The sequence below is a fragment of the Dyadobacter sp. UC 10 genome, assembly GCF_008369915.1.
GTDB lineage: Bacteria > Bacteroidota > Bacteroidia > Cytophagales > Spirosomataceae > Dyadobacter.
In genome coordinates this window covers 3,217,760-3,232,373 of the sequence record NZ_VSRN01000001.1, presented here as the reverse complement: position 1 = coordinate 3,232,373, position 14,614 = coordinate 3,217,760, and the positions used below count along the sequence as shown (strand labels likewise).

General features: G+C 42.6%; 28 protein-coding genes. All 28 read right to left on the bottom strand.

The annotated features are described in order from the left end of the window. Nucleotides 1-125: 125 nt before the first annotated feature. Nucleotides 126-686, bottom strand: coding sequence for a 50S ribosomal protein L17 (gene rplQ / locus FXO21_RS13385; protein WP_149640539.1), 561 nt, complete (start codon nucleotides 684-686; stop codon nucleotides 126-128). Between the two features lie 72 nt (nucleotides 687-758). Next, complete coding sequence (locus FXO21_RS13380; RefSeq protein ID WP_149640538.1) at nucleotides 759-1,748, bottom strand: DNA-directed RNA polymerase subunit alpha; 990 nt, start codon at nucleotides 1,746-1,748, stop codon at nucleotides 759-761. Nucleotides 1,749-1,877: 129 nt separating this feature from the next. Continuing rightward, nucleotides 1,878-2,483 carry a 30S ribosomal protein S4 gene (rpsD, locus tag FXO21_RS13375; protein ID WP_149640537.1) on the bottom strand — a complete coding sequence of 202 codons (606 nt, stop codon included), beginning with the start codon at nucleotides 2,481-2,483 and terminating at the stop codon, nucleotides 1,878-1,880. A gap of 79 nt (nucleotides 2,484-2,562) precedes the next feature. Next, nucleotides 2,563-2,958 carry a 30S ribosomal protein S11 gene (gene rpsK / locus FXO21_RS13370; RefSeq protein ID WP_149640536.1) on the bottom strand — a complete coding sequence of 132 codons (396 nt, stop codon included), beginning with the start codon at nucleotides 2,956-2,958 and terminating at the stop codon, nucleotides 2,563-2,565. Between the two features lie 39 nt (nucleotides 2,959-2,997). Then, nucleotides 2,998-3,375 (bottom strand): 30S ribosomal protein S13, encoded by a 378-nt coding sequence (rpsM, locus tag FXO21_RS13365; protein WP_149640535.1) that lies wholly within the window; start codon nucleotides 3,373-3,375, stop codon nucleotides 2,998-3,000. A 4-nt stretch (nucleotides 3,376-3,379) separates the two neighbouring features. Beyond that, nucleotides 3,380-3,496 carry a type B 50S ribosomal protein L36 gene (gene ykgO / locus FXO21_RS13360; protein ID WP_015813811.1) on the bottom strand — a complete coding sequence of 39 codons (117 nt, stop codon included), beginning with the start codon at nucleotides 3,494-3,496 and terminating at the stop codon, nucleotides 3,380-3,382. Between the two features lie 39 nt (nucleotides 3,497-3,535). Continuing rightward, a complete protein-coding gene (gene infA, locus FXO21_RS13355; protein WP_015813810.1) occupies nucleotides 3,536-3,754 on the bottom strand; it encodes a translation initiation factor IF-1 in 219 nt (72 codons plus the stop codon). Nucleotides 3,755-3,766: 12 nt separating this feature from the next. Further along, a complete protein-coding gene (gene map, locus FXO21_RS13350) occupies nucleotides 3,767-4,564 on the bottom strand; it encodes a type I methionyl aminopeptidase (RefSeq protein WP_149640534.1) in 798 nt (265 codons plus the stop codon). 5 nt (nucleotides 4,565-4,569) lie between these two features. Further along, entirely contained in the window at nucleotides 4,570-5,883 is a 1,314-nt protein-coding gene (secY, locus tag FXO21_RS13345) for a preprotein translocase subunit SecY (protein ID WP_149640533.1), read from the bottom strand. Between the two features lie 50 nt (nucleotides 5,884-5,933). After that, nucleotides 5,934-6,380, bottom strand: coding sequence for a 50S ribosomal protein L15 (rplO, locus tag FXO21_RS13340; protein ID WP_149640532.1), 447 nt, complete (start codon nucleotides 6,378-6,380; stop codon nucleotides 5,934-5,936). Between the two features lie 12 nt (nucleotides 6,381-6,392). Then, on the bottom strand, nucleotides 6,393-6,572 hold the full coding sequence (rpmD, locus tag FXO21_RS13335) for a 50S ribosomal protein L30 (protein WP_149640531.1): 180 nt from the start codon (nucleotides 6,570-6,572) through the stop codon (nucleotides 6,393-6,395). A 31-nt stretch (nucleotides 6,573-6,603) separates the two neighbouring features. Beyond that, nucleotides 6,604-7,119, bottom strand: coding sequence for a 30S ribosomal protein S5 (rpsE, locus tag FXO21_RS13330; protein WP_149640530.1), 516 nt, complete (start codon nucleotides 7,117-7,119; stop codon nucleotides 6,604-6,606). A 14-nt stretch (nucleotides 7,120-7,133) separates the two neighbouring features. Next, the gene (gene rplR / locus FXO21_RS13325; RefSeq protein ID WP_149640529.1) at nucleotides 7,134-7,487 is read right to left on the bottom strand and encodes a 50S ribosomal protein L18; all 354 of its coding nucleotides are present in this window, start codon (nucleotides 7,485-7,487) and stop codon (nucleotides 7,134-7,136) included. A gap of 46 nt (nucleotides 7,488-7,533) precedes the next feature. Further along, nucleotides 7,534-8,091: a 50S ribosomal protein L6 gene (gene rplF, locus FXO21_RS13320; RefSeq protein ID WP_149640528.1), complete on the bottom strand. Its 558-nt coding sequence runs from the start codon at nucleotides 8,089-8,091 to the stop codon at nucleotides 7,534-7,536. 19 nt (nucleotides 8,092-8,110) lie between these two features. Then, complete coding sequence (gene rpsH, locus FXO21_RS13315; protein ID WP_031528740.1) at nucleotides 8,111-8,509, bottom strand: 30S ribosomal protein S8; 399 nt, start codon at nucleotides 8,507-8,509, stop codon at nucleotides 8,111-8,113. Nucleotides 8,510-8,586: 77 nt separating this feature from the next. Next, complete coding sequence (gene rpsN / locus FXO21_RS13310; protein ID WP_138365937.1) at nucleotides 8,587-8,856, bottom strand: 30S ribosomal protein S14; 270 nt, start codon at nucleotides 8,854-8,856, stop codon at nucleotides 8,587-8,589. A gap of 27 nt (nucleotides 8,857-8,883) precedes the next feature. Then, nucleotides 8,884-9,438: a 50S ribosomal protein L5 gene (gene rplE / locus FXO21_RS13305; RefSeq protein WP_149640527.1), complete on the bottom strand. Its 555-nt coding sequence runs from the start codon at nucleotides 9,436-9,438 to the stop codon at nucleotides 8,884-8,886. Between the two features lie 68 nt (nucleotides 9,439-9,506). Next, entirely contained in the window at nucleotides 9,507-9,848 is a 342-nt protein-coding gene (gene rplX / locus FXO21_RS13300; RefSeq protein ID WP_149640526.1) for a 50S ribosomal protein L24, read from the bottom strand. A gap of 46 nt (nucleotides 9,849-9,894) precedes the next feature. Next, nucleotides 9,895-10,263 carry a 50S ribosomal protein L14 gene (gene rplN, locus FXO21_RS13295; RefSeq protein ID WP_015813798.1) on the bottom strand — a complete coding sequence of 123 codons (369 nt, stop codon included), beginning with the start codon at nucleotides 10,261-10,263 and terminating at the stop codon, nucleotides 9,895-9,897. A 2-nt stretch (nucleotides 10,264-10,265) separates the two neighbouring features. Further along, nucleotides 10,266-10,529, bottom strand: a complete 264-nt coding sequence (gene rpsQ / locus FXO21_RS13290; protein ID WP_082217005.1) for a 30S ribosomal protein S17 — start codon at nucleotides 10,527-10,529, stop codon at nucleotides 10,266-10,268. Between the two features lie 15 nt (nucleotides 10,530-10,544). Continuing rightward, complete coding sequence (rpmC, locus tag FXO21_RS13285; protein WP_031528745.1) at nucleotides 10,545-10,739, bottom strand: 50S ribosomal protein L29; 195 nt, start codon at nucleotides 10,737-10,739, stop codon at nucleotides 10,545-10,547. A gap of 41 nt (nucleotides 10,740-10,780) precedes the next feature. Then, a complete protein-coding gene (gene rplP, locus FXO21_RS13280) occupies nucleotides 10,781-11,206 on the bottom strand; it encodes a 50S ribosomal protein L16 (RefSeq protein WP_138480884.1) in 426 nt (141 codons plus the stop codon). Between the two features lie 43 nt (nucleotides 11,207-11,249). Then, nucleotides 11,250-12,083 (bottom strand): 30S ribosomal protein S3, encoded by an 834-nt coding sequence (gene rpsC / locus FXO21_RS13275; protein ID WP_149640525.1) that lies wholly within the window; start codon nucleotides 12,081-12,083, stop codon nucleotides 11,250-11,252. Nucleotides 12,084-12,102: 19 nt separating this feature from the next. Further along, nucleotides 12,103-12,486 carry a 50S ribosomal protein L22 gene (rplV, locus tag FXO21_RS13270; protein ID WP_149640524.1) on the bottom strand — a complete coding sequence of 128 codons (384 nt, stop codon included), beginning with the start codon at nucleotides 12,484-12,486 and terminating at the stop codon, nucleotides 12,103-12,105. A 51-nt stretch (nucleotides 12,487-12,537) separates the two neighbouring features. After that, on the bottom strand, nucleotides 12,538-12,816 hold the full coding sequence (rpsS, locus tag FXO21_RS13265) for a 30S ribosomal protein S19 (protein ID WP_031528749.1): 279 nt from the start codon (nucleotides 12,814-12,816) through the stop codon (nucleotides 12,538-12,540). A gap of 9 nt (nucleotides 12,817-12,825) precedes the next feature. After that, nucleotides 12,826-13,650, bottom strand: a complete 825-nt coding sequence (rplB, locus tag FXO21_RS13260; protein WP_149640523.1) for a 50S ribosomal protein L2 — start codon at nucleotides 13,648-13,650, stop codon at nucleotides 12,826-12,828. Nucleotides 13,651-13,690: 40 nt separating this feature from the next. Beyond that, a complete protein-coding gene (gene rplW / locus FXO21_RS13255) occupies nucleotides 13,691-13,978 on the bottom strand; it encodes a 50S ribosomal protein L23 (RefSeq protein ID WP_149640522.1) in 288 nt (95 codons plus the stop codon). A gap of 2 nt (nucleotides 13,979-13,980) precedes the next feature. Beyond that, nucleotides 13,981-14,610, bottom strand: coding sequence for a 50S ribosomal protein L4 (gene rplD / locus FXO21_RS13250; RefSeq protein ID WP_149640521.1), 630 nt, complete (start codon nucleotides 14,608-14,610; stop codon nucleotides 13,981-13,983). Nucleotides 14,611-14,614: the final 4 nt, after the last annotated feature.

Below are 14,614 nucleotides of genomic sequence, written 5' to 3'. Positions count from 1 at the left end.
TTCTTCACTTTCGGGCAGCGAAAATACATTCCGCCAAAATTCGTGCAAAAATACAGCTTTTTGCTCAAAAAAAAGGGTTAAACGAAAACGTTTAACCCTTTGTATATTTTAATCAGTTTCCAAAACTACTCTTTATCAGTAGCTTCGGATGATTCTTCGTTCTTCGGAGTTTCATCAACAGCTGTTTCTGACTCTTCAACTATTGGATGATCTTCTTTCTTAACTGGCGCAGCAGCTGTTGTTTCAGCAGCTCCTTCTTTCTTGCTACCACCTCTTCTGCTACGACGAGTCTTCGCAGGCTTGTCAGCATTTGCAAGCAGTAATGCATCATTGAAATCAACCAGCTCGATCAGCGCAGTCTCAGCAGCATCACCAAGTCTGTTTCCAAGCTTGATAATACGCGTATAACCACCTGGGCGAGAAGCAATCTTGTCGGATACTGTACCAAAAAGCTCCTTAGTAGATTCCTTGTCGTTCAGATAGGAAAATACAATTCTTCTGTTGTGGGTAGAATCTTCTTTTGCGCGGGTTAGCAAAGGTTCAACGTACTTACGAAGTTCTTTCGCTTTTGCCAGAGTTGTTTCAATTCTTTTGTGAAGAATCAAAGAGGAAGCCATGTTTGAAAGCATCGCCTTGCGGTGAGATGCTGTTCTTCCTAAATGATTATCTTTCTTACCGTGTCTCATTGTTTTGTTGTTTAGTTGCTTCGAGCTGCGATTCGCGCGCTACAGAATACATACTTATAATGGAAATAATTGTCAATCCTCGTCCAGGCGATATTTGGCTACATCCATTCCAAAGGTGAGTTGTTTATCAGCAACGAGCTGCTCTAACTCTGTCAAGGACTTTTTACCAAAGTTACGGAATTTCATCATGTCCGAAATTTCCAGCCTTACCAAATCACCAAGTGATTTAACATCAGCCGATTTCAAACAGTTATATGCACGTACAGAAAGGTCCAGCTCCGACAAAGAAGTCTTCAGAAGCTTCCTCATGCGTAACATTTCTTCATCAACCTGGTTATCCTCTTCTGCCTTTTGCTTCTCGAAGGTCATTGTCTGATCCGAGAACAGCATAAAGTGCTGAATTAAAATATTTGCTGCTCCTTTCAGGGCATCCTCAGGATGAATCGATCCATCAGTTTGAATATCAATCAAAAGACGTTCGTAGTCGGTACGTTGTTCAACACGTGTATTTTCAACACTGTATTTTACATTCTTGATAGGTGTGTAAATCGAGTCAACTGCGATGTAACCAAACGGCAGTTCGTTTGCACGTGGTTCGTCAGCTGGGACATATCCTCTACCTTTATCTAGCAAAAGTTCCATCTCGAACTCCTTCTGATCATCTATATGACAGATAATCTGGTCCGGATTCAGAACTTCAAATGCATTTGTAAATTTTCCAATGTCACCAGCTGTAATAGCAGAAACATTTTTCAGATTTACAACTATCCTGCTTTCACTCAAATCAGAAACTTTTTTGAAACGAACCATTTTCAGGTTCAGGATGATTTCTGTAACATCCTCTACAATACCTTCGATAGAAGAGAATTCGTGAAGCACGCCTGGGAACTTCACACTCGTGATGGCGTAACCTTCTAAAGAAGAAAGAAGTATCCTACGTAACGCATTACCAATTGTTACGCCGTATCCTTTCTCTAAAGGCTTAAACTCAAACAACCCGTGAAAGTCATCTGCTTTTTCCATGACGACCTTATCAGGCATTTGGAAAGCTAATATTGACATAGTCTTTGCTCCTTTTATAGTAGTAAATGATAGTTGATCACGCTACCGTTACCTTTGCGATCGCAAAATTGCCGTTAACGGCTAAAAAGTACTTCCCCGGTTGCCGGGGAAGTACCAGAATTATGAAGATTATTTAGAATACAACTCAACGATAAGCTGCTCGTTGATGTTTTCAGGAATTTGCTCGCGCTCAGGGAAAGTTACAAATTTACCCGACAACTGCTGCCCATCCCATTCCAGCCAGTTGAAACCTCTGGAACTATGGCCTGCAAGGCTTTCTGCAACAGATTCAAGCGACTTAGACTTTTCGCGGACAGTAACTACTTGTCCGGGACGAAGTGAGTAAGACGGAATGTTAACGATTTCACCATCAACCAAAATATGCTTGTGTGAAACCAATTGTCTGGCAGCTCTTCTCGTGGGAGCAATACCCAACCGGTAAACTGTATTGTCAAGACGTGCTTCGCAGTATTTCAAAAGGTTTTCACCAGTGATACCGTCTTTGACAGATGCTTTCTCAAAAAGGTTACGGAACTGTCTTTCAAGAATACCGTAGATGAATTTCACCTTTTGCTTTTCCATCAATTGTAACGCATACTCCGATTTTTTGGAGCGGCGACCCTTTCCGTGCATGCCGGGAGGGTAATTTTTCTTTGCAAGCGCTTTGCTTGGACCCATGATGGGTTCTCCATAACGTCTTGCAATCTTCGATTTGGGACCTGTATAACGTGCCATTAAAAAACTTTTTTATTTATTATAACTAATTAAAACCATTCTGTAACCCCAGTGTCCAAATTACGAATGGATGATTTTACTATACTCTACGGCGTTTTGGGGGACGGCAGCCGTTGTGCGGAAGCGGCGTGATATCTCTAATGGTCATCACTTCAATTCCTGCATTTTGAATCGTACGAATTGCCGATTCACGGCCAGATCCTGGTCCTTTAACAAAAACCTCAGCCTTGCGCATTCCAAGATCAAACGCAACTTGTGCTGCACTCTGAGCAGCTGTCTGAGCAGCGTACGGAGTGTTTTTCTTGGACCCGCGGAATCCCATCTTACCAGCAGAACCCCAGGAAATAACCTGGCCATTGTTGTTAGTAATAGAGATAATTATATTATTGAAAGAAGCCTTGATATGAACCTGACCAACAGATTCAACAACTACCACTCTCTTTTTTGCTTTATCTTTTCTTTTATTTTGTGCCATTGCTCGAGGAATAAGTGTGGACTAACCACTGCTCATTGTTTATTTAGTAGCCTTTTTCTTATTAGCGATTGTCTTACGCTTACCCTTACGAGTACGAGAGTTATTTTTGGTTCTCTGTCCGCGCAATGGCAATCCCTTACGATGACGAAGACCTCTGTAACAAGCAATATCCATCAAGCGCTTAATGCTCAATTGAACTTCCGACTTCAGTGCACCCTCCACTTTGTACTCACCGGCAATAACCGCACGAATCGCACCTGATTCGTCGTCTGTCCAGTCAACAACTTTTTTATTCAAATCAACTCCCGCCTTGTCGAGTATCTTCTTAGCAGAACTGCGACCGATTCCGAAAATATACGTTAAAGAAATTTCGCCTCTTTTACGGTCGGGAATATCAACTCCTGAAATACGTGCCATATGATTAACCTTGTCTTTGTTTATACCGTGGGTTCTTCTTATTGATTACATATACCTTCCCCTTACGGCGTATAACTTTGCAGTCCTCACTGCGCTTTTTAACTGATGCTTTGACTTTCATCTGAGTATACTTAAGTGTTAATTTGAGGTGATCGACTCCTTATTTATATCTGTAGGTGATTCTCGCCTTAGATAAGTCGTAAGGAGACATTTCTAATTTTACACGGTCTCCCGGTAATATCTTAATATAGTGCATTCTCATTTTCCCGGAAATATGCGCTATAACTTCGTGTTTATTTTCTAATACTACCCGAAACATTGCGTTTGATAATGCTTCGAGAATTACTCCGTCTTGTTCGATTGATGCCTGTTTTGCCATTCGTAGCGTTAATTACTTTACTTCAACCATTAGGCTGGTATTGGCCGTCACTTTCTCTATATAATCGAATGTTGTCAGAATTTCTGCTTTGCCTTTTCTTACTACAACAGTGTGCTCAAAATGAGCAGAATACTTTCGATCAGTCGTTCGGATTGTCCAGCCGTCTCTTTCCTGCATTACTGCCTTTGTTCCCAGATTGATCATAGGCTCGATAGCAAGTACCATTCCCTCCCGCAACTTCACACCCTTACCACGCTTGCCGTAATTGGGAACTTCAGGACTTTCATGTAGATCCCTCCCGACACCATGGCCCACCAGCTCCCTCACTACGGAATATCCTCTTTCTTCGACATAACTCTGAATCGCATGCCCTATGTCTCCCATTCGCAAGCCATCAACGGCCTGATCAATTCCTCTATAAAGGGATCTCTTCGTAGCTGACAGCAGATCCATTACCTCCTTAGATACTTCTCCTACCGGGTATGTATAGGCACTGTCGCTATGATAACCCTTCAATTTAACTCCACAGTCTACTGAGATAATGTCACCTTCTTTTAACATGTATGTTCCCGGAAAACCGTGAACAACTACCTCATTTACAGAAATACAGAGCGAAGCTGGAAAGTTATTAAATCCTTTGAATGACGGGATTCCACCGAAATCCCGAATGTACTCCTCAGCTACCATGTCCAACTTCTTCGTTGTAACACCTGGCTTAACCCAAGTCGCTACCTCGGCATGTGCTTTACCGAGAACCTGAGCACTTTCTTTAATCAGCTCTATTTCTTCCTCTGTCTTCAGATAAATCATTTTCCTCAGATAGCGACGCTTTCCGTTCTACCCTTTACCCTCCCTGATTTCATTAAACCTTCATAGCGTCTCATCAAAAGGTAACTTTCAACCTGCTGCAAAGTATCTAAGACAACACCTACCATAATAAGAAGAGAAGTTCCACCGAAGAAATGAGCAAAGTCAGTTGAAACCCCCAGCAAGCTCGCAAAAGCAGGTAAGATTGCAACAAGAGCTAACATCAGAGAACCTGGGAAAGTTATTCTGTCCAACACCGAACTAATGTATTCCGACGTCTGCTGTCCGGGTTTAACGCCGGGAATAAACCCTCCGCCTCTTTTCATATCGTCCGCAATTTGCTGCGGGTTAACCGATATTGCAGTATAAAAGAAGGTAAAGACAATGATTAATACCGCAAAAAGCAAGTTATACTGCCAGGTCGTGTAATTTGCAAAAATAGTAGCGACATCGCTCGCAAAATCACTTTTCTCCGCAAAATAAGATGCTCCCAAAGAAGGAATAAACATCAGTGCTTGTGCGAAAATGATTGGCATCACACCGGCAGCATTCAATTTCAAAGGCAGGTACTGGCGCTGTCCTCCCATTACCCTATTACCTACTACCTGTTTAGCGTATTGTATAGGTATTCTTCGTACGGCCTGTGTGAGCATCACAGCTCCCATGATTACAAAGTACAAAGCAACAATTTCCAGCACGAACAAAAGAATTCCACCACTACCCCTTGAAACAAACTCCTTGTAGATAGCACCCGGGAACCTTGATACAATACCAATCATGATCAGCATTGAAATACCGTTCCCAATTCCTTTGTCTGTAATTCTCTCTCCAAGCCACATGCAAAACATTGTGCCGGCCGTGAGAACAAAAACAGACGATATTGAGAAAAGGCTTCTTGGAACCAACAAAGCTTCATCAGGCACCGTAGTATTTAAATATGCAGTCCCTTGAACCAAGGTCACAATAATGGTAAGTACCCTAGTAATTTGATTCAGCTTTTTGCGGCCTGACTCCCCTTCCTTCTGCATCTTTTGAAAATAAGGCAGCGCCATTGTCAAAAGTTGAATAGCGATCGATGCAGAAATGTAAGGCATGATACCTAATGCAAAAATGGAAGCCTTGCTAAAGGCTCCACCTAAGAAAGTATCTAAAAGACCCATCAACCCTTGAGAAGATACATTCATTTGATCAGGCTCAACACCTGGCAAAGCTACGTAAGACCCCAAACGGAATATGGTTATAAACAAAAGAGTGTTGAGAATACGTGTCCTCAACTCCTCTATTGCAAATATGTGCTTAATAGTCTCTAAAAATCGTTTCATTTTGTGGGTCTACATTAGCTATTCAAACGCAACACTGCCTAATAGCGTAATTATAACTTAACCGCTTTACCTCCAGCTTTCTCAATCGCCTCTACGGCTGTCGCAGAAAACCCATGTGCATGAATTTCGAGAGCCGTAGAAACCGCTCCTCTATTCAGAACCTTTATAAGATCCTTCTTTGCACTAAGACCGTGTTCACTGATTACTTGAGGTGTAATAACACTTACACCGATTTTCTCAGCTAATGCCTGGATAGCGTCCAAATTAAGCGCTTTGAATTCAACCCGATTTATATTATTGAAACCGAATTTAGGCAAGCGTCTCTGAAGCGGCATTTGCCCCCCTTCGAAACCTAACTTCCTGCTATATCCAGAGCGTGACTGAGCTCCTTTGTGCCCACGTGCAGCAGTTCCTCCTTTTCCGGAGCCCTGACCACGTCCAACCCTCTTTCCAACCTTAACGGAACCAGCAGCCGGCTTTAATGAACTAAGATTCATACTATTCGTATATTAAATTTCTTCGACTTTAACCAAATGGCTCACCTTGCGGATCATCCCCGCAATCGCTTCGCTATTTTCCTTTTCAACCGACCGGTTCAATTTGCCCAAACCCAAAGCTTTGATTGTAAGTTTTTGGCGTTCAGGACGGTCTATTGTGCTCTTAACCTGTGTAATTCGTACTTTTGACATAACATCTCTCAGATAAAGGAAATCCCAAGGACTATCCGTTGAATACTTTCTCTAACTTCACGCCACGCTGGAAAGCTACCTGATGTGGTGCCCTCATTTTCAAAAGAGCGTCAATTGTAGCCTTAATCACATTATGAGGATTGGAGGATCCTTTCGACTTTGCAAGTACATCTTTAATACCAGCACTTTCCAGTACCGCCCTCATTGGGCCTCCCGCAAGAACACCAGTTCCTGGTGCTGCAGGCTTTATAAGCACAAACCCGCCACTGAATTTTCCTTCCATCTCGTGCGGCACTGTATGCTTGAGCATTGGAATTTGAATCAGGTTTTTCTTAGCGTCATCGATGCCCTTTGCAATTGCATCAGTCACTTCATTTGCTTTTCCCAGGCCATATCCAACGACACCATTACCATCTCCTACAACAACAATTGCTGAGAAACTGAAACGACGACCGCCTTTCACTACTTTTGCTACCCGATTGATGGCAACTACGCGCTCTTTCAAATCAGATTCGTTAACCTTCGAAGGTCTTGTATTTATAGACATAGTCTTTGTTATACTTAGAATTTCAGGCCACCCTCACGGGCTCCTTCGGCCAATGCTTTTACTTTTCCGTGGTACAAATATCCGTTGCGATCAAAAACAACCGCCTGAATACCTGCTTCCTGCGCCTTCTCAGCAATCTTTTTGCCTACCTGAGTCGCAACTTCTACATTGGAGTTTTCTTTTCTTCCACCAAGATCAATTGATGATGCACTCGCGAGTGTTACTCCATTAATATCGTCTATAATCTGAGCGTAAATGCTTGTATTAGAGCGAAAAACTGAAAGTCTTGGACGTCCCGTGCTACCTTTTACCTTCTTACGGATATGAAGCTTCAGGCGCTGTCTTCTGTCTGCTTTTGCGTTAGCCATCTGAATATTTTCTAACTTTGTTTATAACCTATTTTGTGGCGACGAATTACTTCTTAGAAGCAGACTTACCAGCCTTACGACGAACGATTTCACCAACAAAACGTATACCTTTTCCTTTGTAAGGTTCAACTTTACGCAGTGATTTGATCTTTGCTGCAACAGATCCGATCAATTCTTTATCAATTCCCTCTAGTATTACCTTAGGATTTTGACCTTTCTCAGAAGTTGTTGTCAACTTAATTTCACTTGGTATCGCCATGAAAATGTTGTGAGAAAAACCAAGTTGCAATTCAAGCACATTATTTGCTGAGCTCGCCTTGTAACCCACCCCGATTATCTCTAACTCTTTCTTGTAGCCTTCCCCCACTCCGATCACCATGTTATTGATCAAAGAACGATAAAGACCATGCAATGCTTTATGACGTTTCTGTTCCGTAGGGCGCTTAACTTTAAGCTCATTTCCTTCTACTTCAACAATGATATCGCTATCAACTGTCTGAGACAAAGTGCCCTTAGGACCTTTTACCGACACGACGTTATCATCGCCAACGGCAACTGAAATACCGGCTGGTAAAACGATAACTTTATTTCCTATCCGTGACATTCTTGAATATCTTTAAATATTAATACACGAAACACAACACCTCACCGCCAACATTAAGAGTCTTCGCCTCTTTATCGGTCATTACGCCTTTGGATGTCGAAATTATCACAGTTCCCAATCCACCCAAAACGCGCGGCAATGTAGAAGAACCCGAATATTTACGTAATCCAGGTTTGCTAACCCTCTCCAATTTTACAATTGCAGATTGCTTAGTGACAGGATTGTATTTCAATGCAATCTTAATAGTGCCTTGTGGCCCTACCTCGTCAAACTTATAGCTTTGAATATACCCTTTATCAAAAAGTACTTTGGTAATCTCTTTTTTTATGTTGGATGCAGGTATCTCAACAACCCGGTGCTTCGCTTTGATAGCGTTTCTGAGTCTCGTCAGATAGTCTGCTATGGGATCCGTTAACATTTTTATGCCAAGTTTAAACACCCCTTTTTGAACGGGAGTGCAAAGTTAAGTAATTGAAATCAGAATTGAAAGTATACTTACCAACTTGATTTAGTAACTCCCGGAATTTTTCCATCTGAGGCCATATCCCGGAAAAGAACTCTTGAAATCCCGAATTTACGCATATACCCCCGGGGTCTTCCCGTGATCTTGCATCGGTTATGAAGACGAACAGGAGATGAGTTGCGTGGTAACTTATCAAGACCCACCCAGTCCTCGGCAGCTTTCAACTTTTTACGTTTGTCAGCATACTTGGCAACCAATTCTTGCCTTTTTCTCTCTCTTGCTTTAACTGATTCTTTTGCCATTGTCGGTAAATAATCTTAAGTAATTTCTTATTTATTCGCGTTGGTGAAAGGCATTCCCAAAGCTTTTAACAGCTCGTAACTTTCCTCATCCGAATTGGTTGAAGTCACAAACGTGATATCCATTCCAGTGATTTTATTCACCTTTTCAATGCTTATCTCTGGAAAAATAATCTGCTCTTTTACACCAAAGGTATAATTTCCACGTCCATCGAAACCTTTATCGCTAATACCTTTGAAGTCTCTTACACGCGGCATTGCGATTGCGGTCAAACGATCCAGGAATTCATACATACGATCTCCGCGCAAAGTAACCTTCGCTCCAATCGGCATGTTTTCTCGAAGCTTAAAGTTAGACACCGCCTTCTTGGAAATTGTAGCAATTGCCTTCTGACCGGTAATTAAACTTAATTCTTCTACTCCTGTATCGACCAGTTTCTTATCAGCTACCGCAGCACCGATTCCTTTATTAATGACTATCTTAGTCAAACGCGGAACCTGCATTACAGATTTGTACTGAAACCTCTCCTTCAATTGTGAGACAACTTCGCTCACATATTTTTCTTTTAATCTTGGCTGTGCCATTTTCCTAAATAGTTACGTGGATTGCCGACCCACTTATCCGATAATAATTCAATTTCTATCCAACAGGACTATAAAAGATTTCCTGTCTTCTTTGAAAACCGTTGCAGCTTGCCTTTGTCATTAGCTTTACGTCCGGTTCTAGTTGCTTCACCCGTTTTGGGATCTACAACCATCAAATTACTGATGTGAATCGCTCCTTCAAGCTTTTCGATGCTTCCCTGCGGATTCTGTGCATTAGGCTTAACATGCTTAGTGATCATATTAACACCTTCCACAGTCGCTCTCAACTTCTCAACAAGCACCTTCTTGATCACGCCGGTCTCTCCTTTTGCATTACCAGAGATCACCTTTACAGTATCGCCTTTGCGAATGTGTAATTTAGCAGGTGCCTTTTTATTTTTACTTTCCATTGGTAATTCTTAATTACAGTTTAAAGAAATACTTGTGCTTGATTTCTTATAACACCTCAGGCGCAAGAGATACGATCTTCATAAACTGCTTTTCACGCAGCTCCCTTGCAACAGGTCCGAAGATACGGCTACCCCTAGGCTCATCATTGTTATTCAATAAGACAGCCGCATTATCTTCAAACCTGATATAGGTACCATCTTTACGTCGTACTTCCTTCTTGGTACGTACAACCACGGCTTTCGAAACCGTGCCTTTTTTCATATTGCTCGAAGACAGAGCAGACTTTACTGTTACGACGATTTTATCGCCTACTGAGGCATAGCGTTTGCCAGTTCCGCCAAGTACACGGATTACGAGTACTTCCTTCGCTCCACTGTTGTCTGCTACCGACAGTCTTGATTCTTGCTGTACCATTGTTACTTAGCTCTTTCAAGGATTTCTACTAATCTCCAACGCTTATTCTTACTAAGCGGACGTGTCTCCATCACGCGGATCGTATCACCGATGCCAACCTGATTGGTTTCGTCATGCACCATAAGCTTGGTAGTCTTAGTCATAAACTTACCGTACTTCGCATGCTTCACTTTACGCTCAACAGTGATTACACAGGATTTCTCCATTTTGTTACTCACTACTTTACCTACTCTTTCTTTACGTAAATTTCTTTCTGTTGCCTCCATAATTTCTAAACTGATTTACTGTTGGTTAGATTTAGCCGACAGCTCTGTTAAGAGTCTTGCAATTTCCTTACGTGAGGCGCGAATACGCAAAGGGTTTTCAATCGGTGAAATCGCGTGAGCGAATTTTAACCGGAGTAAGCGCTCTCTCTCCTGGGCGATCTGCTCTTTAAGCTGATCTTGCGAAAGATCCTTTATTTCTTTACTAGTCATTGCTTTAAATAATTAGCGTTCTTAATACATTCGGGTTAGTCCTATTCCTGGTAATCCCGACGCACCACGAACTTGGTTTTAATTGGCAACTTTTGTGCAGCCAAACGCAATGCTTCGTTTGCGGTATCCAGTGCAACACCAGTCGCTTCGAAAATGATCGTTCCGGGTTTCACAGGAGCTACCCAATATTCAGGAGCACCTTTACCTTTACCCATACGAACCTCAGCAGGCTTCTTAGTAATTGGTTTATCCGGGAAAACACGGATCCAAACCTGACCTTCGCGTTTCATAGCACGTGTTACTGAGATACGGGCTGCTTCGATTTGGCGTGCTGTTAACCAACCTGGTTCTAGCGCCTTGATGGCGAAAGATCCAAAAGCGATTTCATGTCCACGTGTTGCCAAACCGTTGTATGAACCTTTTCCCTTCTGTTGCTTGCGAAATTTTGTCCTTTTCGGCTGTAACATGATTCTAATCTATTTGAACCGGTGAAAACCGGAAAATGTCTGATTACTTCTTCTTATTCTTGTTTCTCTTGCGACGATCTGCTTCGCTTCCACCGCCGCCACCTTCACCACGTGGCGCTCCGTCGTTACCACGACCACCTCTTCTATCACCTCTTGCGCCCCGGTCGTTTCCTCCACGATCATTTCCAGAAGACGCGCTTCTGTCAGCTCTGTCAGAAGCCGCTGTCGCTGCACTTGGAGTAAGATCACGCTTACCATACAACTCGCCTTTGAAAATCCAAACCTTAATACCGATTTTTCCGTAAATGGTCTGTGCTTCTGAGATTGCATAATCAATGTCAGCTCTCAAAGTATGTAGAGGAATTCTTCCTTCTTTGTATTCCTCAGTACGAGCCATTTCAGCTCCACCAAGACGACCTGCCAGGCGAATCTTAATGCCTTGTGTCCCAACCCGCATTGCAGAAGCGATTGATTGCTTCATTGCTCTACGATATGAGATACGAGCTTGCAACTGCTGAGCGATAGCCTCTCCAACTAACTTAGCATCGATTTCAGGACGTTTGATCTCATAAATGTTGATCTGAACATCTTTCCCTGTAATTTTTTTAAGCTCTTCTTTGATTTTATCAACTTCGCTACCACCCTTTCCAATCACGATCCCTGGACGGGCAGTATGAATGGTCAATGTAATACGTTTCAAAGTACGTTCTATAACTACTTTTGAAATCGATCCTTTTGGGATACGAGCCTTAATGTAGTTACGGATTTTTTCGTCCTCCACCAATTTGTCAGAGAAGTCCTTTCCTCCATACCAACTTGACTCCCATCCTCTAACAATTCCTAGTCTCAGACCTATAGGATTAACCTTTTGTCCCATTCGATATAGATCGTTTTACTTATGATTCAGTTACTGCTTCTTTTTCTGCCTCAGCTGACGCCGATGCATCATCAATCACAATTGTGATATGATTTGACCGCTTGCGGATCCTGTGTGCCCTCCCCTGAGGTGCAGGGCGCAAACGCTTCAACATACGTCCACCGTCAATAAATACGGTTTTAACAATAAGATCCGCGTCCTCTAGTTTTGAATCCTCATTCAATTGCTGCCAGTTGGCAACAGCTGACAACAAAACTTTATGCAAAACCGGAGAAGATGCCCTTGGTTGAAACTTCAATAGTGCCAACGCTTTGCTAACCTTTTGTCCGCGAATCATGTCGGCCACTAGTCTCATCTTGCGAGGAGAAGTAGGCACGTCTTTTAATATAGCTCTTGCTTCCATGTTCTTTCAGATATAGGCTCGTTCCTTTCAGAACCAGCTACCGTAGACTATTTATTTTCTTCCTTTATCTTTTTTTGCAGTGTGGCCACGGAAGTTTCTTGTTGGAGAAAATTCACCGAGCTTATGACCAACCATATTTTCAGTTACATAAACAGGGATAAATTTATTTCCGTTATGTACTGCGAATGTATGTCCGATAAAATCAGGAGATATCATTGAGCGTCGTGACCAGGTCTTGATTACTGACTTACGTGAAGAATTGTTCATTACCTGAACTTTGTTCTCAAGACGGAAGTCTATATATGGTCCTTTTTTTAATGAGCGTGCCATGTTATTCTATTATTTTTTACGACGGCTGATAATCAATTTCTCAGAATGCTTGTTGCGATCGCGAGTTTTAAGACCTTTCGCAAACTGACCATTTCTAGAACGAGGCTGACCTCCGGAAGAACGGCCTTCACCACCACCCATTGGGTGATCAACTGGGTTCATTGCAACTCCTCTTACGCGTGGGCGACGTCCTAACCATCTGCGACGGCCGGCCTTGCCTAATGCCACGTTCATGTGACTTGCGTTCGAAACTGTACCAACAGTTGCGATGCAGGTAGAAAGAACCATTCTCATTTCACCGGAAGGCATTTTGAGAACAGCGTATTTACCTTCTCTTGCGACAAGCTGAGCATATGCGCCCGCGCTTCTTGCAAACTGCCCTCCTTTACCTGGAGTAAGCTCAATATTATGAACAATAGTACCAATAGGCATCGCGCTCAAAGGAAGTGCATTTCCAACCTCAGGCGCAACAGAGTTACCAGAAATGATAACTTGTCCTACTTTCAATCCATTAGGAGCGATGATGTACCTTTTCTCCTGATCTTCAAACTGAACAAGAGCAATGCGCGCTGAACGGTTCGGATCGTATTCAATTGTAAGTACAGTGGCCGGTGCATCAAACCGATTTCTTTTGAAATCAATTACACGATACTTTCTTTTGTGACCACCACCTATATATCGCATGGTCATGTGTCCCTGGCTGTTACGACCACCCGTTCTCTTGATGGTTTCCAGAAGACTCTTTTCAGGTTTAGCCGTCGTTATCTCCTCAAACGTAGGAGCCGAGCGGAAACGCTGACCAGCACTTGTCGGTTTTAATTTTTTAACTGCCATTTGCTATTTCTCGTCAAAGATTTAAATCGCTCAACTTGGCTTATGCCTCACCGTAAATATCGATGATCTCACCCTCAGCTACCGTTACGATAGCCTTCTTAATAGTCGACGTTTTTCCACTTACAAATTTTCCTCCCGAAGTGCGGGACTTACTTTTACCAATGCTGCGCATGGTGTGAACGCTTTCTACGGTAACCCCGAACAGTTTCTCAATAGCCTTCTTGATCTCTACTTTATTAGCAGTAAGAGAAACTTCAAAAGCGTATTTTCCTTGACCACCCTGAGCCGTTACCTTTTCGGTTATAATCGGACGTTTCAGTACACTCATTGTTATTTGTTCAATTGGGTTTCCAAAATAGACAAAGCAGATTCACTTATTAAAAGACGGTCTGCATACATCAGGTCGTAAGTATTGATGGCGTCAACTGTTGTAACTCTCGCTTTCGGGATGTTACGGCTCGACAGGTAGACATTGCTATCAATCGCTGGCAAAATCAACAATGTTTTTTTGTTCACTAATGACAGTGATGTCAAAACATTAAGGTAAGATTTTGTCTTTGGCGCATCAAATGAGAAGGATTCCAAAACAGAAATCGCATCCGACTTGGCTTTAACAGCGAGAGCTGATTTACGAGCTAATTCTTTAACTTTCTTATTGATTTTAAAACCGTAATCACGAGGCCTTGGACCGAAAATACGGCCACCACCTACAAATACCGGCGATTTAATGCTACCTGCACGGGCACCACCAGTACCTTTTTGACGCTTGATTTTGCGGGTAGAGTGATTAACCTCGGCGCGCTCTTTTGATTTGTGCGTGCCCTGACGCTGATTAGCCAGGTACAGCTTCACATCGAGATAGATAGCGTGCGTATTAGGTTCGATGCCGAAAATCTCCTCGGACACACTTACCTTCTTGCCGGTATCTTCTCCTTTTATATTTAATACGGACAGTTCCATTGGT

Coding starts and splice junctions, on each gene's coding strand:
- rplQ (WP_149640539.1), bottom strand. CDS start 686: ATGAGACACGGTAAGAAAGATAATCATTTAGGAAGAACAGCATCTCAC.
- FXO21_RS13380 (WP_149640538.1), bottom strand. CDS start 1,748: ATGTCAATATTAGCTTTCCAAATGCCTGATAAGGTCGTCATGGAAAAA.
- rpsD (WP_149640537.1), bottom strand. CDS start 2,483: ATGGCACGTTATACAGGTCCCAAATCGAAGATTGCAAGACGTTATGGA.
- rpsK (WP_149640536.1), bottom strand. CDS start 2,958: ATGGCACAAAATAAAAGAAAAGATAAAGCAAAAAAGAGAGTGGTAGTT.
- rpsM (WP_149640535.1), bottom strand. CDS start 3,375: ATGGCACGTATTTCAGGAGTTGATATTCCCGACCGTAAAAGAGGCGAA.
- ykgO (WP_015813811.1), bottom strand. CDS start 3,496: ATGAAAGTCAAAGCATCAGTTAAAAAGCGCAGTGAGGACTGCAAAGTT.
- infA (WP_015813810.1), bottom strand. CDS start 3,754: ATGGCAAAACAGGCATCAATCGAACAAGACGGAGTAATTCTCGAAGCA.
- map (WP_149640534.1), bottom strand. CDS start 4,564: ATGATTTATCTGAAGACAGAGGAAGAAATAGAGCTGATTAAAGAAAGT.
- secY (WP_149640533.1), bottom strand. CDS start 5,883: ATGAAACGATTTTTAGAGACTATTAAGCACATATTTGCAATAGAGGAG.
- rplO (WP_149640532.1), bottom strand. CDS start 6,380: ATGAATCTTAGTTCATTAAAGCCGGCTGCTGGTTCCGTTAAGGTTGGA.
- rpmD (WP_149640531.1), bottom strand. CDS start 6,572: ATGTCAAAAGTACGAATTACACAGGTTAAGAGCACAATAGACCGTCCT.
- rpsE (WP_149640530.1), bottom strand. CDS start 7,119: ATGTCTATAAATACAAGACCTTCGAAGGTTAACGAATCTGATTTGAAA.
- rplR (WP_149640529.1), bottom strand. CDS start 7,487: ATGGCTAACGCAAAAGCAGACAGAAGACAGCGCCTGAAGCTTCATATC.
- rplF (WP_149640528.1), bottom strand. CDS start 8,091: ATGTCACGGATAGGAAATAAAGTTATCGTTTTACCAGCCGGTATTTCA.
- rpsH (WP_031528740.1), bottom strand. CDS start 8,509: ATGTTAACGGATCCCATAGCAGACTATCTGACGAGACTCAGAAACGCT.
- rpsN (WP_138365937.1), bottom strand. CDS start 8,856: ATGGCAAAAGAATCAGTTAAAGCAAGAGAGAGAAAAAGGCAAGAATTG.
- rplE (WP_149640527.1), bottom strand. CDS start 9,438: ATGGCACAGCCAAGATTAAAAGAAAAATATGTGAGCGAAGTTGTCTCA.
- rplX (WP_149640526.1), bottom strand. CDS start 9,848: ATGGAAAGTAAAAATAAAAAGGCACCTGCTAAATTACACATTCGCAAA.
- rplN (WP_015813798.1), bottom strand. CDS start 10,263: ATGGTACAGCAAGAATCAAGACTGTCGGTAGCAGACAACAGTGGAGCG.
- rpsQ (WP_082217005.1), bottom strand. CDS start 10,529: ATGGAGGCAACAGAAAGAAATTTACGTAAAGAAAGAGTAGGTAAAGTA.
- rpmC (WP_031528745.1), bottom strand. CDS start 10,739: ATGACTAGTAAAGAAATAAAGGATCTTTCGCAAGATCAGCTTAAAGAG.
- rplP (WP_138480884.1), bottom strand. CDS start 11,206: ATGTTACAGCCGAAAAGGACAAAATTTCGCAAGCAACAGAAGGGAAAA.
- rpsC (WP_149640525.1), bottom strand. CDS start 12,083: ATGGGACAAAAGGTTAATCCTATAGGTCTGAGACTAGGAATTGTTAGA.
- rplV (WP_149640524.1), bottom strand. CDS start 12,486: ATGGAAGCAAGAGCTATATTAAAAGACGTGCCTACTTCTCCTCGCAAG.
- rpsS (WP_031528749.1), bottom strand. CDS start 12,816: ATGGCACGCTCATTAAAAAAAGGACCATATATAGACTTCCGTCTTGAG.
- rplB (WP_149640523.1), bottom strand. CDS start 13,650: ATGGCAGTTAAAAAATTAAAACCGACAAGTGCTGGTCAGCGTTTCCGC.
- rplW (WP_149640522.1), bottom strand. CDS start 13,978: ATGAGTGTACTGAAACGTCCGATTATAACCGAAAAGGTAACGGCTCAG.
- rplD (WP_149640521.1), bottom strand. CDS start 14,610: ATGGAACTGTCCGTATTAAATATAAAAGGAGAAGATACCGGCAAGAAG.